This window comes from Nocardia sp. NPDC003693 (assembly GCF_053981095.1).
This window is the reverse complement of record NZ_JBSFNO010000018.1, coordinates 71,890-96,742: the sequence shown is the minus strand read 5'-3', so window position 1 is coordinate 96,742 and position 24,853 is coordinate 71,890. Positions and strand designations below refer to the sequence as shown.

At 69.2% G+C, this 24,853-nt stretch carries 25 protein-coding genes and 3 tRNA genes; 10 read left to right on the top strand and 18 right to left on the bottom strand.

Translation table 11 applies throughout. The features are described from left to right. Nucleotides 1–40: 40 nt before the first annotated feature. The gene (locus ACWDOP_RS20905) at nucleotides 41–811 is read left to right on the top strand and encodes a queuosine precursor transporter (protein ID WP_454208518.1); all 771 of its coding nucleotides are present in this window, start codon (nucleotides 41–43) and stop codon (nucleotides 809–811) included. Between the two features lie 56 nt (nucleotides 812–867). Here the strand turns inward: ACWDOP_RS20905 and ACWDOP_RS20900 are convergent, their stop codons facing one another. Further along, on the bottom strand, nucleotides 868–1,458 hold the full coding sequence (locus tag ACWDOP_RS20900) for a YceI family protein (RefSeq protein WP_454208519.1): 591 nt from the start codon (nucleotides 1,456–1,458) through the stop codon (nucleotides 868–870). Next, on the bottom strand, nucleotides 1,455–1,769 hold the full coding sequence (locus ACWDOP_RS20895; RefSeq protein WP_456346406.1) for a hypothetical protein: 315 nt from the start codon (nucleotides 1,767–1,769) through the stop codon (nucleotides 1,455–1,457). The genes ACWDOP_RS20900 and ACWDOP_RS20895 overlap by 4 nt, the downstream gene beginning before the upstream one ends. Nucleotides 1,770–2,054: 285 nt before the next feature. Here ACWDOP_RS20895 and ACWDOP_RS20890 point away from each other — a divergent pair, with 285 nt between their 5' ends. After that, nucleotides 2,055–2,969, top strand: a complete 915-nt coding sequence (locus ACWDOP_RS20890) for a LysR family transcriptional regulator (RefSeq protein ID WP_456346405.1) — start codon at nucleotides 2,055–2,057, stop codon at nucleotides 2,967–2,969. Here ACWDOP_RS20890 and tgt read toward each other — a convergent pair. The 5 genes from tgt to ACWDOP_RS20865 form a co-directional block, all read right to left on the bottom strand. Beyond that, the gene (gene tgt / locus ACWDOP_RS20885) at nucleotides 2,966–4,213 is read right to left on the bottom strand and encodes a tRNA guanosine(34) transglycosylase Tgt (RefSeq protein WP_456346404.1); all 1,248 of its coding nucleotides are present in this window, start codon (nucleotides 4,211–4,213) and stop codon (nucleotides 2,966–2,968) included. The genes ACWDOP_RS20890 and tgt overlap by 4 nt on opposite strands. Before the next feature lie 135 nt (nucleotides 4,214–4,348). Continuing rightward, on the bottom strand, nucleotides 4,349–6,310 hold the full coding sequence (locus tag ACWDOP_RS20880; protein WP_456346403.1) for an ABC transporter ATP-binding protein: 1,962 nt from the start codon (nucleotides 6,308–6,310) through the stop codon (nucleotides 4,349–4,351). Further along, a complete protein-coding gene (locus ACWDOP_RS20875) occupies nucleotides 6,307–8,040 on the bottom strand; it encodes an ABC transporter ATP-binding protein (protein ID WP_456346402.1) in 1,734 nt (577 codons plus the stop codon). The genes ACWDOP_RS20880 and ACWDOP_RS20875 overlap by 4 nt, the downstream gene beginning before the upstream one ends. 62 nt (nucleotides 8,041–8,102) lie before the next feature. Further along, on the bottom strand, nucleotides 8,103–8,618 hold the full coding sequence (locus ACWDOP_RS20870) for an RrF2 family transcriptional regulator (protein ID WP_454200604.1): 516 nt from the start codon (nucleotides 8,616–8,618) through the stop codon (nucleotides 8,103–8,105). A gap of 34 nt (nucleotides 8,619–8,652) precedes the next feature. Beyond that, nucleotides 8,653–9,237 (bottom strand): TetR/AcrR family transcriptional regulator, encoded by a 585-nt coding sequence (locus tag ACWDOP_RS20865; RefSeq protein ID WP_456346401.1) that lies wholly within the window; start codon nucleotides 9,235–9,237, stop codon nucleotides 8,653–8,655. Nucleotides 9,238–9,439: 202 nt separating this feature from the next. Here ACWDOP_RS20865 and ACWDOP_RS20860 point away from each other — a divergent pair, with 202 nt between their 5' ends. Beyond that, nucleotides 9,440–11,746, top strand: a complete 2,307-nt coding sequence (locus ACWDOP_RS20860) for an MMPL family transporter (protein ID WP_456346400.1) — start codon at nucleotides 9,440–9,442, stop codon at nucleotides 11,744–11,746. 82 nt (nucleotides 11,747–11,828) lie between these two features. Here ACWDOP_RS20860 and acpM read toward each other — a convergent pair whose 3' ends face one another. Continuing rightward, nucleotides 11,829–12,140 carry a meromycolate extension acyl carrier protein AcpM gene (acpM, locus tag ACWDOP_RS20855; protein WP_456346399.1) on the bottom strand — a complete coding sequence of 104 codons (312 nt, stop codon included), beginning with the start codon at nucleotides 12,138–12,140 and terminating at the stop codon, nucleotides 11,829–11,831. Nucleotides 12,141–12,211: 71 nt separating this feature from the next. Between acpM and ACWDOP_RS20850 the strand changes: the two genes are divergently transcribed. Further along, nucleotides 12,212–13,132, top strand: a complete 921-nt coding sequence (locus tag ACWDOP_RS20850) for a MerR family transcriptional regulator (protein WP_456346398.1) — start codon at nucleotides 12,212–12,214, stop codon at nucleotides 13,130–13,132. A gap of 37 nt (nucleotides 13,133–13,169) precedes the next feature. Here ACWDOP_RS20850 and ACWDOP_RS20845 read toward each other — a convergent pair whose 3' ends face one another. From ACWDOP_RS20845 to ACWDOP_RS20830, 4 genes are all read right to left on the bottom strand, one after another. Next, nucleotides 13,170–13,709 carry a hypothetical protein gene (locus ACWDOP_RS20845; protein WP_456346397.1) on the bottom strand — a complete coding sequence of 180 codons (540 nt, stop codon included), beginning with the start codon at nucleotides 13,707–13,709 and terminating at the stop codon, nucleotides 13,170–13,172. A 246-nt stretch (nucleotides 13,710–13,955) separates the two neighbouring features. Continuing rightward, a tRNA-Ser gene (locus ACWDOP_RS20840) sits at nucleotides 13,956–14,043 on the bottom strand. Between the two features lie 54 nt (nucleotides 14,044–14,097). After that, on the bottom strand, nucleotides 14,098–14,553 hold the full coding sequence (locus tag ACWDOP_RS20835; RefSeq protein ID WP_456346396.1) for a nucleoside deaminase: 456 nt from the start codon (nucleotides 14,551–14,553) through the stop codon (nucleotides 14,098–14,100). A gap of 8 nt (nucleotides 14,554–14,561) precedes the next feature. Next, on the bottom strand, nucleotides 14,562–15,101 hold the full coding sequence (locus tag ACWDOP_RS20830; RefSeq protein WP_454200611.1) for a tRNA adenosine deaminase-associated protein: 540 nt from the start codon (nucleotides 15,099–15,101) through the stop codon (nucleotides 14,562–14,564). 58 nt (nucleotides 15,102–15,159) lie between these two features. On the opposite strand from ACWDOP_RS20830, the gene ACWDOP_RS20825 reads away from it, so the two are divergent. Continuing rightward, nucleotides 15,160–16,107 carry a prephenate dehydrogenase gene (locus ACWDOP_RS20825; protein WP_454200612.1) on the top strand — a complete coding sequence of 316 codons (948 nt, stop codon included), beginning with the start codon at nucleotides 15,160–15,162 and terminating at the stop codon, nucleotides 16,105–16,107. A 16-nt stretch (nucleotides 16,108–16,123) separates the two neighbouring features. Here ACWDOP_RS20825 and ACWDOP_RS20820 read toward each other — a convergent pair whose 3' ends face one another. After that, complete coding sequence (locus tag ACWDOP_RS20820; RefSeq protein WP_454200613.1) at nucleotides 16,124–16,726, bottom strand: putative glycolipid-binding domain-containing protein; 603 nt, start codon at nucleotides 16,724–16,726, stop codon at nucleotides 16,124–16,126. Nucleotides 16,727–16,892: 166 nt separating this feature from the next. Here ACWDOP_RS20820 and ACWDOP_RS20815 point away from each other — a divergent pair, with 166 nt between their 5' ends. The 4 genes from ACWDOP_RS20815 (at nucleotide 16,893) to ACWDOP_RS20800 (ending at nucleotide 20,147) form a co-directional block, all read left to right on the top strand. After that, the gene (locus ACWDOP_RS20815; RefSeq protein ID WP_456346446.1) at nucleotides 16,893–18,035 is read left to right on the top strand and encodes a DNA cytosine methyltransferase; all 1,143 of its coding nucleotides are present in this window, start codon (nucleotides 16,893–16,895) and stop codon (nucleotides 18,033–18,035) included. A gap of 144 nt (nucleotides 18,036–18,179) precedes the next feature. Next, nucleotides 18,180–18,665 carry a very short patch repair endonuclease gene (locus tag ACWDOP_RS20810; RefSeq protein WP_456346395.1) on the top strand — a complete coding sequence of 162 codons (486 nt, stop codon included), beginning with the start codon at nucleotides 18,180–18,182 and terminating at the stop codon, nucleotides 18,663–18,665. A gap of 67 nt (nucleotides 18,666–18,732) precedes the next feature. Then, a complete protein-coding gene (locus ACWDOP_RS20805; RefSeq protein WP_456346394.1) occupies nucleotides 18,733–19,431 on the top strand; it encodes a DUF998 domain-containing protein in 699 nt (232 codons plus the stop codon). After that, nucleotides 19,428–20,147, top strand: a complete 720-nt coding sequence (locus ACWDOP_RS20800) for a maleylpyruvate isomerase family mycothiol-dependent enzyme (RefSeq protein ID WP_456346393.1) — start codon at nucleotides 19,428–19,430, stop codon at nucleotides 20,145–20,147. The genes ACWDOP_RS20805 and ACWDOP_RS20800 overlap by 4 nt, the downstream gene beginning before the upstream one ends. 142 nt (nucleotides 20,148–20,289) lie before the next feature. On the opposite strand, the gene ACWDOP_RS20795 is transcribed toward ACWDOP_RS20800, so the two are convergent. From ACWDOP_RS20795 to ACWDOP_RS20785, 3 genes are all read right to left on the bottom strand, one after another. Next, nucleotides 20,290–20,362 (bottom strand) — tRNA-Arg (locus ACWDOP_RS20795). A gap of 40 nt (nucleotides 20,363–20,402) precedes the next feature. After that, nucleotides 20,403–20,492: transfer RNA gene (locus tag ACWDOP_RS20790), tRNA-Ser, on the bottom strand. Nucleotides 20,493–20,580: 88 nt separating this feature from the next. Further along, the gene (locus tag ACWDOP_RS20785; RefSeq protein WP_456346392.1) at nucleotides 20,581–21,312 is read right to left on the bottom strand and encodes a dienelactone hydrolase family protein; all 732 of its coding nucleotides are present in this window, start codon (nucleotides 21,310–21,312) and stop codon (nucleotides 20,581–20,583) included. A gap of 215 nt (nucleotides 21,313–21,527) precedes the next feature. On the opposite strand from ACWDOP_RS20785, the gene hisC reads away from it, so the two are divergent. Continuing rightward, nucleotides 21,528–22,601 carry a histidinol-phosphate transaminase gene (gene hisC / locus ACWDOP_RS20780; protein WP_456346391.1) on the top strand — a complete coding sequence of 358 codons (1,074 nt, stop codon included), beginning with the start codon at nucleotides 21,528–21,530 and terminating at the stop codon, nucleotides 22,599–22,601. A gap of 49 nt (nucleotides 22,602–22,650) precedes the next feature. Here hisC and ACWDOP_RS20775 read toward each other — a convergent pair whose 3' ends face one another. Continuing rightward, nucleotides 22,651–23,709, bottom strand: coding sequence for an alpha/beta hydrolase (locus ACWDOP_RS20775; RefSeq protein WP_454200619.1), 1,059 nt, complete (start codon nucleotides 23,707–23,709; stop codon nucleotides 22,651–22,653). A gap of 22 nt (nucleotides 23,710–23,731) precedes the next feature. After that, a complete protein-coding gene (gene nicT / locus ACWDOP_RS20770) occupies nucleotides 23,732–24,781 on the bottom strand; it encodes a Nickel transporter NicT (RefSeq protein WP_456346390.1) in 1,050 nt (349 codons plus the stop codon). Between the last annotated feature and the right edge of the window lie 72 nt (nucleotides 24,782–24,853).

Genomic DNA, 24,853 nt, shown 5'->3' with positions numbered 1-24,853 from the left:
CTATTCCACCCGAACGCGACACGGGTATCCTGTCTTGTTCGTGAGTGATGCACTATTACCGGCGGACACCGCCGGATCTGGACGCCCCGCTACCGAACACGCGGCTTTCGCGAAGGCGGCGGGGGGTTATTACACACCGGTCGTGGCTCTGTTCACGGCAGTACTGATCATCTCGAACATCTGCGCCACCAAGGGCGTTCAATTCTTCACCGATCAGTCCCTGAAGCTCGGGCCGATCGAGATTCTGCCGATAACCACCGACGGCGCGTGGTTCCTGTTCCCCTTCGCCTACATCCTCGGCGACGTGCTGAGCGAGGTGTACGGCTTCAAGGCCGCGCGCCGCGCGATCTACCTGGGTTTCGGCACGCTGCTGGTCGCGGTGCTCGCCTTCGAGATCGCCATCGCCCTGCCCGCCATGGACCCCGCCTACCAGGAATCCTTCGCCGGGGTCATGGGCCACACCCCGCGCATGGTGGCCGCCGGGCTCCTCGGCTTCTTCGTCGGCGAGATGCTCAACTCGGCCACCCTCGTGGCCATCAAGGAGCGCACCAAGGAGAAGCACCTGTGGGCGCGGCTCATCGGGTCGACCGTCGTCGGCGAGTTCGGTGACACGCTCATCTTCTGCTCCATCGCGGCCGGTGTCATCGGCATCTCCTCGTGGGGGCAGTTCATCAACTACGTGATCGTCGGCTTCGTCTGGAAGACGCTCGCCGAGATCATCGTGCTGCCCATCACCTACCGGGTGATCGCGTTCCTGAAGAAGAAGGAGCCCAGCTACCGGCCCCTGGACAAGCCCGCCCTCGAGAGCTGATGTCACAGGTTCGCGGTCCGCACCCCACCGGGCGGACCGCGAACCGATGCCCGCGCTCAGCCCAGCGGCATCTCCGCCAGCAGGGCCGCGGGGTCGTATCGGATGAGCACCACATCCAGTTCCAGGTCGACGCGGTCCTCGATCAACCGGATCGCGAGCACGGGCACCTTCGGCGCGGTGATGCCGAAGTCGGCGAGCGAGACGGTGGTGCCGGCCGAGAAGGCGATGTGCTCCTCGTCGTCGGCGAACGGATCCGGGGCGCTGCCCAGCCAGGAGACCGTCAGGATGACCGTGCGGGTCACCCCGTGCACCGTCAGCTGCCCGGACAGGGTGCCGTGCCCGTCCGCGTCCAGGATCAGGCCCGCGCCCTCGAAGACCAGTTCCGGGTAGGTCTCGACATCGAGCAGCTCGGCCGAGCCCAGGTGGCGGTCGCGCACGGCCAGGCCGGTGTGCACGCTCCCGGCGTCGATGGACACCGTCGCGGTGCTGTGCACCAGACTGGTGGCCACCTCGAAGGTGCCGCGCACCCGGGTGAACCGGCCCCGCACCCGGCCCGCGCCCCGATGCACCGCCACGAACTGCGCGTTCGTGTGGAACGGATCGATGTGCCAGGTGCCCGGACTCGGCAGGCGGCCGGGCAGATTCACGAGACTCCCCACTCGTCCGCGGCCGGTACGACGGTCGTGACGACCCCGGCCCCGGCGACGTTGTCCAGGTAGACGCCCAGGATTCGGGTGGCCGCGTTGGCGATCACCTCGACGATCTCCGCGTCGGTGAGCCCGCTCAGGCGGGCCAGTTCGAGCTGGGCATCGGTGATCGCGCCGTTGGTGCGCAGCAGCGCCGCGGCCAGGCCCTGCACCGCGGCGGCGCGCAGGTCGATGTCCGCCGCTGCCGGCGATCGTTGTGCGGCAACCGGATCCGGCTCGATGCGAAAGCGCAGGTGGACGGTTGCACGCAACTCGGTCGCCCGCGGTTCGGCGGCGGCACCGCGCGCTCGTCTCGGCCCGCGCGGTGCTTCCAGCGCCCGTGACGGCGGCTCCCACAGCGGAATTCCCAAGGCCCCGTCTCCCTTCCAGCGTGCTCGACGGCTCCTCGATCCTCGCGGGCGCGGCGCGCGCCCGGCAATGACGATTCGCTGATGCATCGATTAGCCCGGCTTATCGACCGAGGTGACCGGCGGCGAGTCCAGTACGATGGCCGCGGCCGGTGCGACGGCCGCCGATCGACCCGGAGGCTGATGATCATGGAACGGCACGAGATCGAGGCGTTCCTGACCCTGGCCGAGGAATTGCATTTCGGCCGTAGCGCGCACCGCCTCGGGCTCTCCCAGGGCCGCATGAGCCAGACCATCGCCAAACTCGAACGCCGCATCGGCGCACCGCTTTTCGAGCGAACGAGCCGCCAGGTCCGGCTGACGCCGATCGGCGAACAGCTCCGCGAGGATCTCGAACCCGGCTTCCGGCAGATCCAGCGCGCCGTGGCCCGCGCGGTGGCCGCGGGCCGCGACGTGTCCGGGGTGCTGCGCGTGGGCTACCAGGGCGCGGGCACCACGCCGATCCTGCGGGCGGTCGTGGATCTGTTCCGCGCCGCGTACCCCGCGTGCGAGGTGCAGGTGCGCGAATCCCAGCTCTCGGAATGGATCGGCGGGCTGCGCGCGAACACCGTCGACATCCTGTGCACCCTGGGCCCGATCAACGAACCGGACATGCGCACCGGGCCGATCCTGCGACGCGATCCGCGGGTGCTCGCCATCGCCTCGAATCACCCCCTGGCACAGCAGGATTCGATATCGATGGAGGAGATCGGCGAGCTGCCGCTACTCGGTATCGACGGGGTGCCCGAGTACTGGATGCGCGCGCAGATCCCAGCTCGAACCCCGCAGGGCAAGCCACTGAACTCGGGCCTGCGCGCGGCCACCCACACCGAACTGCTCGCACTCACCGCGGAGGGCCACGGGGCCTGCCTCGGCACCGACCTGATGGCCGAGCACTACCGCCATCCCCAGGTCAGCTGGATTCCGGTGCCGGACGGCCCGCGGATCGCCTGGGGGCTGTTCTGGCGCGCCGCCGACGAGGACGCCCGCATTCGCGCCTTCGCCAGCATCGCCGGCGAATTCGCGCGCGGCCTGCCCCGGCCGGTCGAACCGGCGGCGAGCTAGTCCTCCGGCGACTTCACGCGCCCGCGCCACTGCCCCAGGAACTCGGTCTTGTAGTCCTGGAAGTAGCCGCCGTCGATGCTCTCGCGCACGCGGTCCACCAGGCGCACCGTGAAGCGCTCGTTGTGGATGGTGCACAGCGTGGAGGCCAGCATCTCCTTGGCCTTGAACAGGTGGTGGATGTAGGCGCGGGTGTAGTTCGCGCACGTGTAGCAGTCGCAGGTCTCGTCGATGGGCGTGAAATCCCGTTTGAAACGAGCGGTATTGATGTTGAACCGGCCCTTGTCCACGTACATGGCGGCGTTGCGGGCCACCCGGGAGGGATTCACGCAGTCGAAGGTGTCCGCGCCGTTCTCGACCGCGACGAAGATGTCCTCGGGTTCGCTGATGCCGAGCATGTGGCGCGGTTTGTGTTCGGGCAGTTCGTCACAGCACCACCCGACGATGGTGCCGAGATTGTGCTTCTCCAGCGCGCCGCCGATGCCGTAGCCGTCGAATTCCGTTCCCTCCGAACCACGCAGCGCTTCGAGATCGCGAGCCGCCTTGCGCCGCAGGTCTTCGTACTGCGCGCCCTGCAGCACGCCGAACAGCGCCTGGTACGGGCGATGCGAGCGCGCGGCGGTGAGCCGCTCGTGCTCGTCCAGGCAGCGCTGGGCCCACCGGCGGGTGCGTTCGAGCGACTCCTCCTGGTAGCCACGGGTATTCATGAGGGTGGTGAGCTCGTCGAAGGCGAACATGATGTCCGCGCCCAGCTGATGCTGGATGCCCATCGACACCTCGGGGGTGAAGCGGTGCCTGGAGCCGTCCAGGTGCGAGCGGAAGGTGACGCCGTCGTCGTCGACGTGCGCCAGGCGCTCCTTGCCCGCGGCGATCACGTCGTCGTTCTGCACGCCGACCGATTCCATGGCCAGCACCTTCTTGAAGCCCACGCCCAGCGACATGACCTGGAAGCCGCCGCTGTCGGTGAAGGTCGGCCCCGGCCAGTTCATGAACTTCGACAGGCCCCCGGCCTCGTCCACGATGTCCGGTCCCGGCTGCAGGTACAGGTGGTAGGCGTTGGACAGCAGCGCCTGCGACCCGAGGTCCTTCATGGTCTCGGGCAGCACCGCTTTCACGGTGGCCTTGGTGCCCACCGGAATGAACGCCGGGGTCGCGATGTCCCCGTGCGGAGTGCTGATCAGCCCGGATCGGCCGTGCCGACCCTCGAGCCGGGTACCGACCTTGAAGGAGAACTCCGTTGCTGCCACACGGCCATCCTCTCAGCCGCCACCATGCCGTTCACCAGCGCATCTCCCCGGTCGTGAGCCCGGCCACGCCGATCCCGGACAAAACAGGCCCGCCCGCACCATCGGTGCGGGCGGGCCCGGCGTTCGTGCGGTCCGTCAGGACTTGGTCAGCTCCACCGACTCGGCCGGTTCGTCGTCCTCCTCGATCGCCGCGGCGAACTGCGCCTGGTACAGGCGGTAGTACGGGCCGTGGTTGGCCAGCAGCCGATCGTGCGTCCCCGTCTCGACGATGTGCCCCTTCTCCATGACGACGATGAGGTCGGCGTCGCGGATGGTCGAGAGCCGGTGCGCGATCACGAAACTCGTGCGATCGCGGCGCAGCGCCGCCATGGCGTGCTGCACCAGCAGCTCGGTGCGGGTGTCAACCGAGCTGGTCGCCTCGTCCAGGATGAGGATCGACGGCTTGGCCAGGAACGCGCGCGCGATGGTGATGAGCTGCTTCTCGCCGGCGCTGACGCCCGAGCCCTCCTCGTCGATCATGGTCTCGTAGCCGTGCGGCAGCGCGTGCACGAACCGGTCCACGTACGCCGCCCGCGCGGCCTCGATGATCTCCGCCTCGGAGGCGTTCGGATTGCCGTAGGCGATGTTCTCCCGGATCGTGCCGCCGAACAGCCAGGTGTCCTGCAGCACCATGCCCATGCGCGAGCGCAGTTGATCGCGGCTGATACGCGTGATGTCGACGCCGTCGATGGTGATGGCGCCGGAGTCGACCTCGTAGAAGCGCATGAGCAGGTTCACCAGCGTGGTCTTGCCCGCACCGGTCGGACCGACGATGGCCACCACGTGACCGGGCTCGGCGACCAGCGACAGGCCCTCGATGATCGGCGTCTCGGGCTCGTACCGGAAGGACACGTCCTCGAAGGCCACCCGGCCCCGATCCAGCGGTCGCGGGTCCTCGATCTCGGGATCGGGGATCTGCTCGTCGGCGTCCAGGATCTCGAAGATCCGCTCGGCCGAGGCCACGCCCGACTGCAGCAGATTGATCATGGAACCGATCTGCGTGAGCGGCTGGGTGAAGCCGCGCGAGTACTGGATGAACGCCTGCACCTCGCCCAGGGACAGCTGGCCCGAGGCCACCCGCAGCCCGCCGACCACGGCGATCAGCACGTAGTTCAGGTTCCCCAGGAACATGATGGTCGGCATGATCAAGCCGGAGATGAACTGGGATTTGAACGAGGCCTGATACAGCTTGTCGTTGGTCTCGTCGAAACGCTGCCCGACCTCGCGCACGCGGCCGAACGCACTCACGACCTCGTGCCCGGTGAACGCCTCCTCGACCTGCGCGTTGACCTCGCCGGTGGTCTTCCACTGATCGACGAAGTGCGGCTTGGAGCGCTTGGCGATCATGGCGGTGGCGATGACGGCCAGCGGCACCGTCGCCAGCGCGATCAGCGCCAGCAGCCACGAGATCCAGAACATCATGCCCAGAATGCCGATGACCGACAGCACCGAGATGAGCAGCTGACTCATGGTCTGCGACAGCGATTGCGCCACATTGTCGACGTCGTTGGTGACGCGGCTGAGCACGTCACCGCGCGGGGCGGCGTCGAAGTAGCTCAGCGGCAGGCGATGGATCTTCTCCTCGATCTCGTTGCGCAGCCGCTTGACCGTCCGGTTGATGACGACGTTGAGCAGGTACGCCTCGAGCCAGCCGAAGACCGACGAGCCGATGTACAGCGCCAGCACGAGGGCCAGGACGTTGCCGACGGCGTGGAAGTCCACGCCGACACCGGGAATCACGTTCATGCCGGCGAGCATGTCGGCGAAGGTGTTGTCGCCGTTCGCGCGCAGCGACTCGACGGCCTGGTCCTTGGTGGTGCCCGGCGGCAGGCCCTGACCGAGCTGTTTGCCGACCACGCCGTCGAAGATGAGGTTGGTGGCCCGGCCCAGGATCTGCGGACCCAGGGTGTTGAGGACCACCGAGGCGACGGCGAGCACGAAAACGATTGTCAGATAGAAGCGTTCGGGCGCGAGCCGGCGTAGCAGCCGCTTCAGCGAGGGACCGAACGACCGCGCCTTGGCATCGGGCGCACCGGGATTCGGGGCTCCGGGCCTCATCGCACTTCCTCCGCGCTGAACTGCGACTCCACGATTTCCCTGTACTCCGAACAGTCCCTGAGCAATTGCTCGTGGGTGCCGATGCCGGCCATCGCGCCGTCCTCGAGCACCACGATCTGATCCGCGTCCCGGACGGTCGAGATGCGCTGCGCCACGATGATCACCGCGGCGTCCGCGGTCTCGGGCCGCAGCGCGTCCCGCACCCGCACGTCGGTGGCGACGTCCAGCGCGGAGAAGCAGTCGTCGAACAGGTAGACGCGCGGTTTGCGCACCAGCGCGCGGGCGATGGCCAGGCGCTGCCGCTGCCCGCCCGATACCGTCGTACCACCCTGCGCGACAGGGGTTTCCAGCCCCTGCGGCATCTCCCGCACGAAGTCCGCGGCCTGCGCTATCTCCAGCGCGTGCCACAGTTCCGCGTCGGTCGCGTCCGGCTTGCCGTAGCGCAGGTTCGAGCCGATCGTGCCGGAGAACAGATACGCCTTCTGCGGCACCAGGCCGATCTGATTGCGCAGCAGCTCCAGATCGAGATCGCGCACGTCGGTGCCGCCGACGTAGACCGCGCCGTCGGTGACGTCGATCAGTCGCGGGATCAGATTGACCAGCGTCGTCTTGCCCGATCCGGTCGCGCCGACGATGGCGGTGGTCGTGCCCGGCTCGGCACGGAAGCGGATGGCGCGCAGCACCGGCTTCTCCGCACCCGGGAACTTGAACTCCGCGAAACCCAGTTCCACCGCGGCCGGATCGTCCCGGAACGGCTGCGGCTCTTGCGGTTCGGCCACCGAGGACTCGGTCTCGAGCACCGCGGCGATGCGCTCGGCGGAGACCGTCGCGCGCGGGGCCATCATGGCCAGGAACGAGGCCATCATGACCGCCGTCAGGATCTGCATGATGTAGGACAGCATCGCGGTGAGCGAGCCGATCTGCATGGTGCCGTCGTCGACCGCGTGGCCGCCGAACCAGATGACCCCGACCGCGGTGACGTTGGAGATCAGCATGACCAGCGGGAACATCAGCGCCATGTAGCGGCCCACGAACAGCGACTGCTCGGTCAGCTCGGAGTTCGCGACGCCGAACCGCCACGCCTCCTGGCGTTCGCGCACGAAGGCCCGGACCACGCGGATACCCGTGATCTGTTCGCGCAGCACCCGATTGACCACGTCGATGCGCTCCTGCATGCGCCGGAAACCGGGAACCATGCGGGTGATGATGAAGGCCATCGACAACCCGAGCGCCGGCACCGCGATGAGCAGCAGCCACGACAGCGCCATGCTCTCGCGCAGCGCCATGACGATGCCGCCGACGCACATGATGGGCGCCATCACCAGGATGGTCGCGCTCATCAGGATGAGCAGCTGCACCTGCTGGACGTCGTTGGTGTTGCGGGTGATGAGCGAGGGCGCGCCGAAGACGCCGACCTCGCGCGCGGAGAAGGTGCCGACCCGGTGCAGCAGGGCCGCGCGCATATCGCGGCCCGCACCCATCGCCGCCTGCGAGCCCAGGAAGACCGACAGGCCCTGGGCGATGATCTGCACGCCGGTGACCCCGAGCATGAGCAGCCCGGTGCTCCAGATGTAGCCGATATCGCCCTTGGTGACGCCGTCGTCGATGATGTCGGCGTTGAGGCTCGGCAGGTAGAGCATGGCGATGACCGAGATCAGCTGAAGCACTACGACCCCCGCCAGCTGGGGGCGGTAGGGCGCCAGATAGGTGCGGAGAAGTCTGATCAACATGATATTCGCAGGCTACCGGTAGGGGGTGCGGCCCGGAACGATGGTTTCGCGCGCGCCCGTGGCTATATGTCTGATTGGTCCAGATCGGGCCAACTCTGCGCGGCGTTCCCGCCGGTCGCCCTCGTGCGGCGCGTCCACGCGTCCGGATCGTGCAGCAGCTCGTCCAGGAAGGACGGGAGCAGATCGTGCGCGATGTCGGCGATGGTCACGCGTTCCAGTACGGAACGGATGTTCACCCGCAGGCCGATCCACACCCGCTGCAGGGGTTCGGCCGCGCCCGCGTAGTCCACGTCCTCGGGCCGCTGCCCGCGCACCGAGGCCAGCGGGCCCTCGACCGCGCGGATGACGTCGGCGATGCTGATCTGGGCGGCCGGACGGCCGAGGCGATACCCGCCGTCGGGACCGCGGCGGCTGGTGACCAGACCGCCCTTGCGCAGATCGGACACCACCGATTCCAGCACCTTGGGCGGGATGTCCTGCGCGTGTGAGATGGCGTCGGCCTTCACCGAATCCGACTGCGCCTTCGCGATTTCCACGAGGGTGCGCACCGCGTAGTCAACCTTCGCGGTGATGTGCACGGGTCCCCCTCACGAAACGAGTCGTCACTTTCTATCACTCCGGGCGCAGCACGCCGAGTGCGGCGTCGAGCAATACGCGTTCGATGAGATCGGAGGAGGCGTCGGGCACGCTGTCGCCCGAGACCAGGGCCGCACCCAGCACCTGAACCGCGGCGTGCGCGCGCAGTACCGCCTCGTCACCGGCGGCGGGGCCGGCCAGCCAGGTGCACAGGCGACGGCTCATCTCGATCAGGTCCGGGTAGCGGTCCCCGAGCGCGTTGAGGATGGCGACGGTGTCGCGCATGCAGAGGGTGCCCGCGGTGCGGTGACTCAGGCTCGACCGCAGATGATCGGTGAGCACGGCCCGCACGTTGTCGACGGAATAGGAACGCGCGTCCAGGCTTTCGACCAGGGTCCGCATGTCGTCGACGACGGGCTCGATGATCGCTTCGAGCAGATCGACCTTGGAGGCGTAGTGATAGTAGAGGGAGGCTTTTGTGATTCCCACCGCATCCGCGACCTCGCGCAGGCTGCTCTGCTCGAAACCTTTGCTGGCAAATAGCTCGATCGCGGCGTCCCGAATCGCGATTTTTGTGCTTCTACCTGCGGTGACAGTATTCGCCGCGCTTCGGACCACCATCCGATCATCCTCTCACCACATGCCGGGGAGCGAGCATCGTCGCTCATAATCGAGGTTGTTCCTCCGCTTAACTCCTCGGTAGTCTACCTACCGCACGGTAGGCAAATTTTCATGTGGAGGCGGGGAGCGTACCGACGAAGCTCCCGCGGCAGTGCTGTCTACCGCACATCAGCACAAACACCAGCGCCCAGGAGAACCCGTCGTGTCCGTATACCTGTACCGGTGGGGCAAATTCGCCTTCCGCCGCAAATGGATCGTCCTGCCCGTCTGGCTCGTACTGTTCGTTCTGCTCGGCGGCCTCGGCGGGCAGCTGAAAGAACCGATGAGCAATGACTTCAGCATGCCGGAGCTGCCGTCCGCTCGTGCCAACGAAATTCTCGACAAGCACTTCCCGGGCGCCTCGGAGGCGTTCAAGTTCGAGGCCGTGACCGGCACCTACGTCATTCAGGCGCCCGAGGGGCAGAAGCTCACCGACAAGAAGAACGTCGACGAGATCAACGCCCTGATCACCCGTATCAGCGAGCTCGGCATCGTCGCCAAGGACAAGCCGATCGCGAACCCGGTCACCGAGGCGCGGGAGATGGGCTGCCTCGTGGACAAGCCCGACCTGTCCAAGTGCACCGCCGCGCCGCTGAACGTGCTCAACGCCGACCAGCCGAACACGGTCGCGACGCTGAACGTTCCGTTCACCATCGCCAAGTTCAACGACATCACCGACGAGAACCGCGAACAGGCCTACGACGTGGCCCAGGTCGCGCGGGACAACGGTCTGACCGTGGAGCTGTCCGGCTCCATCGCCATGTCTCAGGAACAGCCCAGCGGTAAGTCCGAGCTGATCGGCATGGCCGTCGCGCTGGTGGTCATGATGATCGCCTTCGGTGCGATCGTCGCCTCGTTCGTCCCGATCGTCACCGCCATCATCGGACTCGGCGCGGCCACCTCCCTGATCTTCGTCGGCACCTCGATCATCGAGGTCCCGAGCTTCACCACCTTCCTCGCCTCGATGATCGGCATCGCGCTGTCCATCGACTACGCGCTGTTCATCGTCTCCAGATACAAATCCGAACTGGCCGTGCAGGATTCACCCGAGGAAGCCGCGGGCGTTGCCCTGGGCACCGCGGGTTCGGCGGTCGTGTTCGCCGGTCTGACCGTCATCATCGCCCTCGGCGGCCTGAGCATGGTCGGCGTCGAGTTCATGACCTTCATGGGTCTGGGCGGCGCCATCGCGGCCGCGTTCGCGGTGCTGACCGCCATCACGCTGATGCCGGCGCTGATCGGCGCCATCGGCAACAAGTTGTTCAAGCCCAAGCTGCCGCTGGTCGCCAAGCACGACACCGAGGACGACAACTACGTCAGCAACGGCACCCGCTTCGCCCGCCTGATCGCCAAGGCCCCCGCGCTGACGCTGGGTCTGAGCGTGATCGTGCTGGGTCTGCTGGCCGCCCCGGCCGCCGGCCTGCAGCTCGGCCTGCCGGGCGATGACAGCCTGCCCACCACGAGCACCGTCCGCAAGGCGTACGACGTGCGCACCGAGGGCTTCGGCGAGGGCAGCAACGGCGTGCTCATGGTCGTGGTCGACCTCGCCGACGTCGCGCCGGACCAGCGCGAGCCCGCGGTGAACGCGCTGCGCGAGAAGCTCGAGGGCTACTCGGGCATGGCGTACGTGACCGAGCCGCAGCTCAGCAAGGACGGCGCGGGCGCGATGCTCAACGCGGTGCCAGAGCGCGGCCCGAACAACCAGGACACCAAGGATCTGGTGGCCGAGGCCCGCGACGCGGAAAGCACTCTCGCCGAACAGTTCCCGGGCATGGCCTACGGCATCACCGGCACCACCGCCATCTACGCCGATGTCGACCACGTGCTGCTGAGCAAGATCGTTCCGTACCTGGCGCTCGTCGCCGGCGCGGCCTTCATCCTGCTCATCCTGGTGTTCCGGTCCATCCTGGTGCCGCTCACCGCCGCGCTCGGCTTCCTGCTCTCGATGGCGGCCACCTTCGGCGCGACGGTGCTCATCTTCCAGGAGGGCGCGCTCGGCCTGATCTCCGATCCGCACCCGCTGGTGTCGTTCCTGCCGATCATGTTGATCGGCTTGGTCTTCGGCCTGGCCATGGACTACCAGGTGTTCCTGGTGACCCGGATGCGCGAGGAGTTCGTGCACGGCAAGTCCCCGAAGGAAGCCATGATCAGCGGTTACCACCACGGCGCCCGCGTGGTCGCCTCGGCGGCAATCATCATGATCTCGGTCTTCGGCTCCTTCATCCTGGAATCCGATCCCACCGCCAAGACCTTCGGCTTCGCCCTGGCCGCGGGCGTGCTGCTGGACGCCTTCATCGTCCGCATGATCCTGATCCCGTCGCTGCTGGTCCTGATGGGCAAGTGGGCGTGGTGGATTCCGGCGTGGCTGGATCGCATCCTGCCGGACATCGACGTCGAGGGCACCAAGCTGCGCGAACTCCAGCGCAAGCCCGACGCCGTCGTGCTGGAGAAGGATCCGGCCCCGGTCGGCTGATAGCGACAACCGAAAACCACTCGGCCCCCGTCCTTTTCGGACGGGGGCCGAGTGCCGTTTCGGGCAAGCCCCGGCGCGCACGCTATCGATCGAGCTGTCCCCGCTCGAGTTTCGCCGCCATCCGCGCCGCCAGCTCGGGTTCGGCCGCCGCCATGCGCTCGACGTACGCGACCGCGTCACCCACGCCGCGCAGACTCGCCATGTCCTCGTCGGGAATGCTCACCCCGTACCTGTCCTCCAGCTGCACGGCGATTTCCACCAGCGACAGCGAATCGATCTCCAGATCGTCGGCGAAGGACTTCTCGATCGTGACCTCGGCGGCCTCGATGCCGGTGACCTCCTCCACGATCTCGGCGATGCCGGCGATGATCTCTTCCCGGATGGTTGTGCTCACGATTTCCTTTCGGCCGTACCGGTTTCCGCCGCTACGCTAGGAACTCCAGCGGGGTGGAGGTGCAACAGCTTGTGACGGACGGCACACGGGAAACACCGCGGATCAGCATCGGGGAACTGGCGCGCGGCACCGGACTCGCGGTGCGCACCATCCGGTTCTATTGCGACGAAGGACTTCTCGACTCCGAACGCAGTTCCGGCGGGCATCGGGTCTTCGAGGCGAACACCGCGATCGAACGCCTGCGCCTGGTGCGGCGCCTGCGCGCCCTCGGACTCGGGCTGACCGCCATCGCCGCCGTACTGCACGGCGAGGTGTCGATCGCCGAGGCGGTGGCCGCCGAAACCGCGCGGGTGGACGGCGAATTCCGGGCCCTGGCCTGGCGCCGGGCCGCGCTGCGGGCGATGGACGCGGCCGCGCCCGAACAGCGGGACGCGCGGCTCGCGCTCCTGGAACTCGCGGGCGACGGCGCGGCGGCACACGAACGGATCGTCCACTTCTGGCAGCGCGCGCTGCCCCGGATTCCCCGGCACGAGATCGACGCCTGGGTGTGCTGGAACGTCCCGGAGCCGCCCGGAGAACCGTCGGTCGCCCAGCTGCTGGACTACGCCGAACTGACCGCGCTCGCCTGCGACCCGGAGCTGAACGACGCCGTGCGGCAGCAACTCTGGCGCGCCGAACCGGCGTCGGTGCGCGATCCGCACCGGCTCTACGACGCCGTCGGCGCGGTCATGGGCGATGTCGTGCACCGCATCGCCGACGGGGTCGAGCCGCGCGCGGGGGCCGAGCTGGACGACTTCGTGCGGGCACACGCGCACGCGCACGGCGAACGCGACTCCCCCGCCTTTCGCGCGCGGCTGGCGGACGGGGCCGCGGACGGCGATCCGCGGGCGCGGGACTTCTGGGCGCTGACCGCCCGGCTGCTCGACGACCGGGTCACCGTGGGGACCGCGCACGGCTGGCTGCGGGCGGCGCTGGCCGGGGCCACGCGCTGACTCGGTCTCGCGCGCGGATCGATTCGCGCGCGCGGCGTCAGTCCTGCTCGCCGGGCTTCCGTTCGCGACCGGCCTCGGGCTCGGTGGCGGGGCTGATGCGGCGGGGTTTGGCCATGCGGCGGATGCCGCCGAAGGACGTGGCGTCCTCACCGGATCGCTTCCGGCGGAACGCGGTGAGGTCGACGACGCCCGCGTCCTGGTCGGCGGCGGACCCGGCGGGCGCACCGGGGGCCTCGGGTGCGGGGAAGCCGGGCGGCGGGGAAGCCGCAGGCCACCAGCCGGTCTCGCGCTGCAGTTCCGAGCGCGTCACGGGGCGGGTCGGGGCGGGATCGTAGAGCGGTACGCCGTCGGGCCGCCACGGCTGGCGGGGAGGCTGCGCGGGCTCCTCGGTCATGCGCCGGGGCCGGCGGGGCAGGCGGGTCAGCTTGGCCGCCGCGCCGTCATCGTCCGCGGCGGGCGGTTCCGGCTCGGCCGGACCGGTTTTCGCGGCCTCGAGCCGTTCGAGCTTGCGGCGTAGTCGTTCCACCGCGTCGAACCTGTTCGCGTCGGGGTCCGGTGCCGAACCCCGTCCCGGCATCTCCCACTCCGACATCGAACTAGCCGCTCGCGGGGGCCGTGGCATCGGTCGGCACCGCGGCCGCCGATACCCCGGACTGCTGTCTGAGTGTGCTGATCGTCTTCGTCATGTCCGTATTCTCCCTCAGCCCGGCGACACCGGAGTTTCCGCCGATCCGAGCGATCGGGTTCCGCGCCGAAATCGGGCATCCGGCATCCAGCATAGGAAAAGCCCCCCACCTGGCCAGCAGGTGAGGGGCTTTCGCAGCGGTGGCGGAGGGATTTGAACCCTCGGAGGGGGGTTACCCCTCACACGCTTTCGAGGCGTGCTCCTTAGGCCGCTCGGACACGCCACCGCCGGTGACTTTACCGGACCGGGCCGCGAATACCGAAATCGGCTGGAGAGAGGGCTAAAGACGCTGCGATCGGAAGAAATCGTCCAGGAGAGAGACGCATTCGGCTTCCAGGATTCCGCCGCGCACCTGCGGCCGATGGTTGAGACGTCGGTCACGCACCACGTCCCAGAGCGAACCGACGGCGCCGGTCTTGGGTTCCCAGGCGCCGAAGACGAGTTTGCCCACCCGGGACAGCACCAGCGCGCCCGCGCACATCGTGCAGGGCTCGAGGGTCACCGCGAGGGTCGCCCCCTCCAGCCGCCAGCCGTCGCCGGCGACCCGCGCGGCCGCGCGCAGGGCCAGCACCTCGGCGTGCGCGGTGGGATCGCCCAGGGCCTCGCGGGCGTTGGCCGCGCGCGCGAGTTCGGTGCCGTCGGCGGCGAACACGACCGCGCCGACCGGCACGTCACGATCGCCCGCGGCGGCCGCGGCGGCGATGGCGGCGCGGATCATCTCCTCGTCGGAGCTCATGGGCGTGCTCAGCGCGGGAGTTTGTCCAGCACGGCCGACAGCTCGTTCGCGAAGCCGAGACGCTGGGCGATCATGCCGAGCTGTTCGTCCGGGTAGAGGTCGGTCTCAGCGAGGATGACGCTCAGCACCGGTTCGGGCAGGCCGAGGTCGGACAGCACGCCGAGATCGCCCTCCTCCCACGGATCGATGTCGTCGAGTTCGTCCGGATCGATGTCCGGGATCTCGATGTTCAGTTCCTCGAGGACATCGGCGGCGATGTCGTAGTCGATCGCCGCGGTCGCGTCCGAGAGCAGGATGCGGCTGCCGGTGGGACCCGGTCGCAGGATGACGAAGAACTCGTCGTCGATATCGAGCAGGCCGAATACCGCGCCGGAGGCCCGCAGCTCCCGGATCTCGTCCTCGGCCGCGGACAGACTGTGCAGCGCCGCCGCGCTGAGCGGCGTCACCTTCCAGTTGGCTTCTTCGCGGACCACCGCTACTGCGAACCCTTCCACGTCGTCGTAGTCGTCCGACGTCGCCCTGTTCGTGCTCGAGCGCTGTGCTGCCATGGGCGCAACGGTAGTCCGCTTCGGGGGAAATGTTGAAGTCGTATGCCAATCTGATCGCATGACGGGCGATCCGAAAGCTGCGGTGTGTGTCCTGGGCGCCGGTTTGATCGGCGGGTCGGTGCTGCGCGCCGCGACCGCCGCCGGATACGAGGCGTGGGGATACAACCGGTCCGAGGCGGGCGTGCGCGCCGCGCGAGCCGACGATTTCGACGTGCTCGGCGATATCGAGACGGTGCTGCGCCGGGCCGCGAAACAGGACGCCCTCATCGTCGTCGGCGTGCCGATGCCCGCGGTCGATCGGATCCTGTCCGATGTGCGGATCTTCGCGCCCGAGTGCGCGCTCACCGACGTGGTCAGCGTGAAGGCGCCGGTCGCCGCGGCCGTGCGCGCGCACGAACTCGGGGCCCGCTACGTCGGCGGGCATCCCATGGCCGGGACCAGCGAGTCGGGCTGGGCCGCCACCACCCCGGACCTGTTCCAGCGCGCCGCGTGGGCGGTGAGCGTGGACCCGGACGTGCCGCGCGACACCTGGGAGCGGGTCACCCGGCTGGCCCTGGACTGCGGTTCGGTCGTCGTGCCGGTGCTGTCGGAGGAACACGATCGCGCGGTCGCCCGGATCTCGCATCTGCCGCACGTGCTGGCCGAGGCGCTGGCCATCGCGGGCGCGAACGGCGGTCCGCTGGCCCTGGGCCTGGCGGCCGGATCGTTCCGGGACGGCACCCGCGTCGCGGGAACCGCGGCGGACCTGGTGCGGGCCATCTGCGAACCGAACGCGGCGGCCCTGCTCGACGTGCTGGACGACACCCTGCGGGTGCTGACCGACGCGCGCGAATCATTGCGCGCCACCGGAACCATCACCCAGCTCGCGGAGGCCGGGCACGACGCCCGGGTGGACTACGAGGACAACGAGCGCTTCGCCATCACCGATATTCGCCCCGGCGACCCGGATTGGCGCGAGCGCCTGGCCGACGCCGGGCGCAGCGGCGGGGTCATCGAAGCGCTCTGAGTGGTTCGCGCGGGGGTCAGACCCGTTCGGCGAGACCGGGATAGTCGAGCACGAAACCGTCGGTGTCCACCGTGACGGTCGCGCTGGACACCGGCGACAGCACGTGGATGCCGTCCGCGCCGCTGCTGTAGGTGACGCTGGCCTCCTGCACCAGCAGGTCCGGCAGGCGCACGTAGACGACGGGGACCTGCACGTCCTCGCTGGCGTGCGCCAGCCCGTACCGGCGGATCGGCAGGGTGTTGAAGAAGGGGCTCAGCACGACGTCCACGTCGAGGGCGCCGCCGAAGGTGGAGCGCACGTGGGTGTTTCCCGCGTCGATGAGCCAGTAGTTCTCCTCGTCGCGGGCGATCGAGGCGTGTCTCTCCCCGGTGGCCAGGGTGCTGCGCAGCGAGAGCCGCCGTGTCACCCCGTTCTCGTCGGTGACCAGGTCGTAGGAGGCGCTGAAGGCGGGGTGCTCGGCGCATTCCCCGGCGATGATGCGGCCCGCGGCGCGAATTCGATTGCCGCTCAGCACTACCCGTACCGATTCCATCCGGGACGCGTTGTGCGCCCGCCAGGTCAGAATCGACGGCCAGGTGGCCGCCGCCGGTTTCGAGTCCTCGCTTCCGCTCTCCGTCACGCCTATCACCGTACGTGCAGGTGTACTCGGTCCGGTGACCACGCGCGGGCCGGAGTAGTCCGTTGTGCCTGGTGTTGCGGGAGAGCGGTACGGGGACACTCGAGTAACGTATTCGCGGGCATACGGGGACACAGGGTCGGAAGGGAATGTTGTGGCTGGCGCGCGGATGGTCGGGCTGTTCGCCGGGATCGGCGGACTCGAGCTCGGACTCGCCGCCCACGGCTGGCACAGCGAGCTGCTCTGTGAGATCGACGCCGGGGCGCAGGCGGTGCTCGCCGCGCGCTTTCCCGGGGTCGAGTTGCACTCGGATGTGAAGCGCCTGCGCGCGCTGCCCGCCGGCACCGAGCTGGTGGCCGCCGGCTTCCCGTGCCAGGACCTGTCCCAGGCCGGGCGGACCGCCGGAATCACCGGCGCCCGTTCGGGATTGGTGGACGAGGTGTTCCGCCTGGTGCGGCGCAGACGCGGTCCGCGCTGGCTGCTGATGGAGAACGTGCCGTTCATGCTGCAGCTCGGCGGCGGCGCGGCCATGCGGCACATCACCGCCGCGCTCGAGGAGCTCGGCTACACCTGGGCGTACCGGGTGGTCGACGCCCGCGCGTTCGGGCTGCCGCAGCGCCGTCAGCGGGTGCTCATGCTGGCCTCGCGCACCGAGGATCCGCGCCCGGTGCTGTTCGGCGCGGACGCCGGGCCGCGCACGGTGGGCGATCCGGACAACGACCCGTGCGGCTTCTACTGGACCGAGGGGAACCGCGGGCTCGGCTGGGCCGTCAACGCGGTGCCTACCCTCAAGGGCGGTTCGGCGCTGGGCATCGCGAGCCCGCCCGCGGTGCGGCTGCCCTCCGGCGAGCTGGTCACGCCCGGCATCACCGACGCCGAGCGACTACAGGGCTTCGACCGGGATTGGACGACCCCCGCGCTGGAGGTGCCGGGCGTGCGCGCGGGTCATCGCTGGAAGCTGGTCGGCAACGCGGTGAGCGTGCGCATGGCCGAGTGGGTCGGCGCCCGCCTGGCCGATCCCGCCGACGACGATTTCCCCGAGGGCGCGCCGCACATCCGCCGGGCCTGGCCGGACGCGGCGTGGGGCCGTGACGGGAAGGTGTACCGGGTTCCGGTGTCCACCTGGCCCGTGCACGCCCCGTACGAGGATCTGCGCTGGTTCCTGGACGACGTCCGGCTGCTCTCGGCGCGCGCGACCGCGGGCTTCCTGCGCCGCACCACCATGGGGACGCTGCGCTTTCCGCCGGGTTTCATCGCCGACGTGGAGAATCACCTCGATCGCATGGGCGGCTTCCCGCGCGAGGCCGCCTGACCCGCGTCGCGCGCGACCGGCCGGCACTTGCCCGGCTCCCGGGGCGCGTGTACCCAGGAGTGGCCCCAGCCGTCGCGGGGCCCGTGCACGCAGGAGCCCTATGACCCACCACCAGCGAACCCCCGACCCGAGCGGCCCGGCGCGGTGAGCGCGCGTCCCGGCACCGACGCCGCGACCAGTGCGCGCATGGCCAAGCAGAAGCGGGCCGGAACCAAACCCGAGGTGGCCCTGCGACGGGAGCTGCATCGGCGGGGCGCCCGGTATTTCGTGGATCGCGCGCCGCTGCCGAAACTGCGCCGCCGGGCCGATCTGGTGTTCCCGCGCCGCAAGGTCGCGGTGTACGTCGACGGCTGTTTCTGGCACAGCTGTCCCGAGCACGCGACCTACCCCAAGAACAACGCCGAGTGGTGGGCCGAGAAGCTGGCCGGGAACGTGGCCCGCGACCGCGACACCGATGCCCGGCTGGCCGCGGCAGGCTGGACGGTGGTGCGCGTGTGGGAGCACGAGCCCGCGACGGCGGCCGCCGATCTCGTCATGCGGATCGTGACCGGCGCGGCCGGGGGCGCCGCCGACGCCGTGGGCAACAATGGAGTGACTATCGGACAGGCCGACCAGTCCGGACGGGAGTGACGCCAGCGAAAGCGAGACGGCTATGCAGCCCACCGAGCGACTACCTGCGAAAACAGACTCCACGGCGGTGGTTCCCGCCGCCTCGCGCACGCGCCGCGCCCTGCAGTGGGCCGTGGTCGCGTTCATCGCCCTCGCGGGCGTCACCTACTCCTCCTGGGTGCTGGAGTTCGTGCTCCCGATCGACGCCGACCCCACCGACACGTTTCTCAGCCAGCTCGCCGAGGAGGGCGCGCCCTACAACTGGGTCTTCACCACCGGCGACACCGTCACCGGCGCGCTGCTGGCCCTGGCCGGGATCGGCGGCCTGTTCCTGTTCCGTCCGCGCCGGCGCTGGTTCACCATCGGCTGGGTGGCGCTGACCTGCTTCGGCCTCGCGACCATCGCGGACGCGCAGTGGTCGCTGAAACCCGCGGATCCGAACTCCCCGCGCCCGGACGGCGGGCTGTTCCCGCAGCTGCACCAGGTGCACGCGCTCACCAGCAGCGTGTCGGTGTTCGCGATCTTCATCGCCATGGTGGCGTTCACGGTGGGCGCGTTCAAGTACCGAAAGTGGCCGGTACTGCGGCACACCGGGCTCTGGATCCTGATCGTGGGTTCGGCGGTGACGGCGTGGATGCTGATCGCCGACAACCTGCCCGGCGACTACGGCCTCGGGATAGCCCAGCGCATCCAGGTCGGCGCGATGTCGCTGTGGTTGATCGCGCTGGCTGTGCAAATCGCTGTGGCCGAACGAGATTCGCCGACTCCCGTTAGGGTCGGCTGGTGACCAGCGAAGCACCGGAACTCACCGAGATAGCCGAACAGCTCGACACCGTCGCGGCCGCGACCGCCCGCCTGCTCCATACCGCCGAACAGCTGCGCGACGCGGATCTGGTCGACCCCTCGCTCCTGCCCGGCTGGACCCGCGGCCACGTCCTGGCCCACCTGTCCCGCAACGCCGACAGCCTGGTGAACCTGCTGCTGTGGGCGCGCACCGGCATCGAAACCCCGCAGTACGCAAGCGCGTTCCTGCGCGAGGCCGACATCGAGGCGGGCGCGCCCCGGCCGCTGCGCGAACAGCTGGAGGATCTGACCGCCGCCTCCGAGCGCTGGCTGTCCCTGGCGCGCGTGCTGCCCGCCGATCGCTGGCCGACCGTGGTCCGCAATCGCGCGGGCGGTGAGATGCCCGCGACCCGGGTGCCCTGGATGCGCCTGCTGGAGGTCGAGATTCACCATGTGGACCTGAATAGTGGTTACACCCCGGCTGATTGGCCCTCGGCCTTCGTGGACACCCTTTTGCCGGTCGCGGTGGCGGACCGGGCGGCCGCCGCCGCGGGCCCCGGCTTCGCGGTGCGGGCCACCGACACCGGCTACACCGCCACCGTCGGCGAACCCGCGACCGAGATCGCCGGCCCCGCCGCCGCCCTGGCCGCCTGGCTGATCGGCCGCCCGCCCGGCGCGGACCTCACCGGCGAGCTGCCGGACCTGACCGCCTGGAAATGAGCCCGCCGCCCCGGCGCCCGGCCGGAACGTGAGTATCGACACATTCCGGCCCCGGCGCCGAACCGCTTGCCCGGCAGGCGAGTCCGCGGCATTCCCCACAACGACAAAGGTCCCGCACCTACCGGTGCGGGACCTTTTGCTGTGCGCCCGAAGGGATTCGAACCCCTAACCTTCTGATCCGTAGTCAGATGCTCTATCCGTTGAGCTACGGGCGCATGGTTATTCAGTTGGTCTTGCAGCCCGGCGAACCGGGCTTGGCGGAGGCGAGAGGATTTGAACCTCCGGTCCCCGTGAAGGGACAACTCATTAGCAGTGAGTCCCATTCGGCCGCTCTGGCACGCCTCCTGGAGCCTTCTCTTACGAGGGCGCCGGTCCTTTCGAACCGCCGGGACGAAAGATTACACAGGGGTTGACCAATAGGCAAAACGGCTGGTCAGCGCAGGTGACTGTCGAACCAATCGAAGATTCTGGCCTGTGCGTCGAGCACGCTGTCGTCCTCGCGCGCGGCCGGATCGAAACCCGGATGGTCGGGGCGGTGCGCCAGCCCCGGGTAGGTGACGACCAGGGTCGCCACGTCCGCGCGGGCGGCCGAGTCGCGCAGGCGGTCGACCTCCTCGGGCGGGGTGCGCGGATCGTCGGCGCCGAAGAGCGCGAGCCAGGGGGCCTTGAGCCCGGGCGCGGCGGCCGCGAGGGCGATGGCCTGCGGGGTGAGGGGGACGTCGATCCCGGGTGCGGCGATGCTGACCGCCGCGCCCAGACGGCGGTTGGTGGCAACGAGGGCGGCGGCGGTGCCGGCGGAGTCGAAGCCGATGACCCCGACGCAGTCCTGGAAGACCCCGCGACCGGTGAGCCATTCGAAGCAGGCGTCGAAATCGGCGAAGAGATCGGCGCCGAAAACCTGTTCGGGATACGCGCCGTTGATCGGGGCCGAGTTCGCCGAATCCGTTGCCGCTCGCGGTTCCTCCCGATGGAACAGGTCCGGCGCGATGACGGTCCAGCCGTCGTCGGCCAGCGATCGCATGAGTTCCAGCAATGGGTCGGTGAATTCGCGCGATTCGTGCAACACCACGATGCCACCGCGCGCGTAACCATCCGGTTCGATCACGGTGAGAGGCACTCCGGTCGTGTCGTGCACGGGCGCCAGATCTCGGTAAATGCCCGCCATGGAGCCAGCGTAGTTGCGCCAGATAAATTCGCGATAAATCTTTCGACAGGTGCTGGGATCCGGCGGAATTCCGCTACCGCCGATATCGCGGCAACATGTCAGCGGCGTTGCCGCGAGGATGCCGGAGCGCCCCGGCGCCGCCCGCGCGGCGCCGTTCGCACCCGGTCCGAACACCACCCGGATATCGGCCGGACACCGCGACATAGGGTGGAGGGGTGAGCGCGCACATCCGTCCGGACCTCGAAGCCATTCCGGCGTACGTCGCCGGCCGCAGCAACCCGGGGGCGGTGAAGCTGGCCAGCAACGAAACCACCTTCCCGCCGCTGCCGTCGGTGGCCAAGGCCATTGCCGAGGCCGCCGAAGTCGTGAACAGGTATCCCGATAATCAGGCCGTCGAATTGCGCACGGCCATCGCGGAATTCCACGGCGTCGGGGTCGAGAACGTCGCGGCGGGTTGCGGAAGTGTCGCCATCTGCCAGGAACTGGTGCAGATCACCTGCCTGTCTCCCGAGGACGAGGTGCTGTTCGCCTGGCGCTCGTTCGAGGCGTACCCGATCGTGACGCGGGTGGCCGGGGCCAAGGCCGTGCAGGTTCCGCTGAACAGCGAGCACACCCACGATCTCGATGCCCTGGCGGCGGCGGTGACGCCGAACACCCGCGTGGTGTTCGTGTGCAACCCCAACAATCCCACCGGGACGGCGCTGGGCCAGGCCGAGCTGGCGCGCTTCCTCGATCTGGTGCCGGTGAACGTGCTGGTGGTGCTGGACGAGGCGTACTACGAATACCTGCGGCTGCCCGATCAGCCGAACGGCGTCGAACTGGGCCGGACCCGGCCGAATGTGCTGGTGCTGCGCACGTTCTCGAAGGCGTACGGCCTGGCCGGGCTGCGCGTCGGGTACGCGGTCGGCGATCCGGCGGTCATCACCGCGCTCATGAAGGTGCACATCCCCTTCAGCGTGAACCGGCTGGCGCAGGCCGCGGCCATCGCCTCCCTCGAGGCCAAGCACGAACTGCTGGAGCGGACGAACGCCGTTGTGGCCGAGCGCGATCGGATGCGCGCGGCGCTGCTGGCGGCGGGGTACCGGGTGCCCCCGAGCGAGGCGAACTTCGTCTGGCTGCCGCTCGGGGCGGACAGCGTGGCGTTCGGCGAGGCGAGCGCGGAGGCGGGCGTGCTGGTGCGCCCCTACGGCACCGACGGCGTCCGGGTCACCGCGGGCGATCCGCACGAGAACGACCAGTTCCTGGCCTTCGCCACCGATCCGGCCGTCGCGGCGCGATTCGCGGGCTGAGCGGGCCCGCCGGGTCGCGCGGGACCGGCCGGCGGACGGGATCGGCGCGCTAGCCGATCCCCAGCCCCGCCGCCAGCGTCGGCCACGAGCGCGGCAGTTCCTCGGCCCAGTACGGCCAGGAATGCGTGCCGGTCAACCGCCGGTTGACCGTGGCCGGAATCCCCAGCTGCCCGAGGCGTTCGGCGAGCTGCTGGGTGCACATGTCGGAGCCGGCCTCGATCGGCCCGCCGAACATGATGGCGCTGCGCATTTCCGGGTTGGCCGGTGTGTCGTACTGCCCGGGCAGCCCGCTGCCGGAGGACAGGTAGATGGCCTTGCCGCGCAGGTGATCGGCCTGGCTCAGGACGTCGTGGGCGGCCCACGCCGGGTCCTCCGCCGGGCCGAACATGTTGTCCGGGTTACCGCCGAAGGTGCCGATCACCGCGCGGGCCTGCGCCTGGCCGAAGTCCGAACTCATTGCGTAGCAGCCACTGTGCGCCGCCACCGCGCGGTAGAGGTCCGGGAAGCGCACGGCGAGCATCATGGCCGCCTCCGCGCCCATGGAGACGCCGGTGAGCGCGTTCACGCCGTTGCCGGCGAAGCGGGCGTCCAGCAGCGGCGGGAGTTCCCGGGTGAGAAAGGTCTCCCAGCGGTTGGTGCCGAGCTTCTCGTCGGGCTGCTGCCAGTCGGTGTAGTAGCTGGCGGGCCCGCCCAGGGTGAAGACCACGTTGACGTTCTTGTCGGCGAAGAAATCCACCGCGCCGCCGAGCTGGGCCCAGTTGTTGGCGTCGGGGGCGGCGGCGCGACCGTCGAGCATGTAGACGGTCGGTCGGGGTCCGGTGCGTTCGGCGGGCAACAGCACCTGCACGTCGACCGTGCGGGCCATGGCCGGGGACGACACCGAGACCCGGAGTAGGCGGTCCCCGATGTTCTCCACGCGGCGGATGGCGGCGCGGGTGGGGTGGGTCGGATCCAGTCCGGGTGGGGGTTCGTCGTTGGACCCGGAACCGCCGACGGGCGGGGGTTCGGCGAGCGAGAGCGGAGAGGTGAGTACCGCCGCACCGGCGAGAAGTGCGGCGCTGGCAAAGGCGCCGACGAGGCGACGCCGTACATGACGGCGGCTGTCCACCCGGCCATCCTGCCAGAAAAGCTCAATCGGCGGCGAGGTCCCGCTCCCAGCGAGTCTCCACATCGGTGAAGCGCCACACCGCGATTGCCACCGCCCAGGTGACCACGAACAGGCCGACGATCACGAATCCGAGGTCGCCGAGGTCGAGATTTCCGATCCAGGCGATGAAACCCGAAGTGATGTCGAGTCGTTCGACGAAAATCGAGAGAATCTCCTGCACGCCGATGAGCAGCGCGACGGCCACGGACAGGCCGGTGATCACCAGGTTGTAGTAGATCTTGCGCACGGGGCGGGCGAAGGCCCAGTCGTAGGCGTAGCTCATGAACGACCCGTCCAGCGCGTCGAAAAGCGTCATACCGGCCGAAAACAGAACGGGCAGTACGAGAATCGAGTACCACGGCAGTCCGGTCGCGGCCGCGCCGCCCGCGATGACCAGCAGTCCCACCTCGGTGACGGTGTCGAATCCCAGGCCGAACAGCAGGCCGACCGGATACATCTGCCACGGCTTACGGACCAGGCGCACCACCGGGCCCAGCACGCGATTGAGCAGGCCGCGATTGTCGAGTTCCCGCTCCAGGCGCGCCTCGTCGAGTTCACCGCCGCGCATGCGCCGGAACACTTTCCAGATTCCGATGAGCGCGAGCAGGTTCAGCAGGCCGATGGCGATCAGGAACAGTCCGGACACGCTGGTGCCCCAGAGACCGGTCCAGGTCTGCAGCGCCGAGTTCTCGTCCTCGAGCGGGCCGATCAGCGCCCGCACGCCGAGCGCGAGCAGGCCGACCATGACGAACACGATGGTGGAATGCCCGAGGGCGAACCAGAATCCGACGGTGTGGGTGCGCTCGCGGCCGTGTTCGGCGACGAGTTTGCGCGTGGTGTTGTCGATCGCCGCGATGTGATCGGCGTCGAAGGCGTGCCGCATGCCGAGGGTGTACGCGGTGACCCCGAGCCCGACCCCGAACACCGCGCCCTGCACCTGGTAGTGCCCGGGCACCACGAACAGCAGCAGCGTGCCCCAGCCCAGAACGTGCAGCGCCGCCACGGCGAGCCCCATACCTATCCAGCCGCGCATGCGAAACCTCGATACCTCGTCGAACGGAAACGGACGGCGGCACTCGCGCGAAACGCGATGTGCCGCCGTCCG

Bases quoted from the DNA above. Each gene is read 5' to 3' on its own strand.
- ACWDOP_RS20890 (WP_456346405.1), top strand. From the start codon at position 2,055: ATGGAACGGCACGAGATCGAGGCGTTCCTGACCCTGGCCGAGGAATTG.
- ACWDOP_RS20880 (WP_456346403.1), bottom strand. From the start codon at position 6,310: ATGAGGCCCGGAGCCCCGAATCCCGGTGCGCCCGATGCCAAGGCGCGG.
- ACWDOP_RS20875 (WP_456346402.1), bottom strand. From the start codon at position 8,040: ATGTTGATCAGACTTCTCCGCACCTATCTGGCGCCCTACCGCCCCCAG.
- ACWDOP_RS20865 (WP_456346401.1), bottom strand. From the start codon at position 9,237: ATGGTGGTCCGAAGCGCGGCGAATACTGTCACCGCAGGTAGAAGCACA.
- ACWDOP_RS20845 (WP_456346397.1), bottom strand. From the start codon at position 13,709: ATGCCGGGACGGGGTTCGGCACCGGACCCCGACGCGAACAGGTTCGAC.
- ACWDOP_RS20835 (WP_456346396.1), bottom strand. From the start codon at position 14,553: ATGAGCTCCGACGAGGAGATGATCCGCGCCGCCATCGCCGCCGCGGCC.
- ACWDOP_RS20830 (WP_454200611.1), bottom strand. From the start codon at position 15,101: ATGGCAGCACAGCGCTCGAGCACGAACAGGGCGACGTCGGACGACTAC.
- ACWDOP_RS20825 (WP_454200612.1), top strand. From the start codon at position 15,160: ATGACGGGCGATCCGAAAGCTGCGGTGTGTGTCCTGGGCGCCGGTTTG.
- ACWDOP_RS20815 (WP_456346446.1), top strand. From the start codon at position 16,893: ATGGTCGGGCTGTTCGCCGGGATCGGCGGACTCGAGCTCGGACTCGCC.
- ACWDOP_RS20785 (WP_456346392.1), bottom strand. From the start codon at position 21,312: ATGGCGGGCATTTACCGAGATCTGGCGCCCGTGCACGACACGACCGGA.
- nicT (WP_456346390.1), bottom strand. From the start codon at position 24,781: ATGCGCGGCTGGATAGGTATGGGGCTCGCCGTGGCGGCGCTGCACGTT.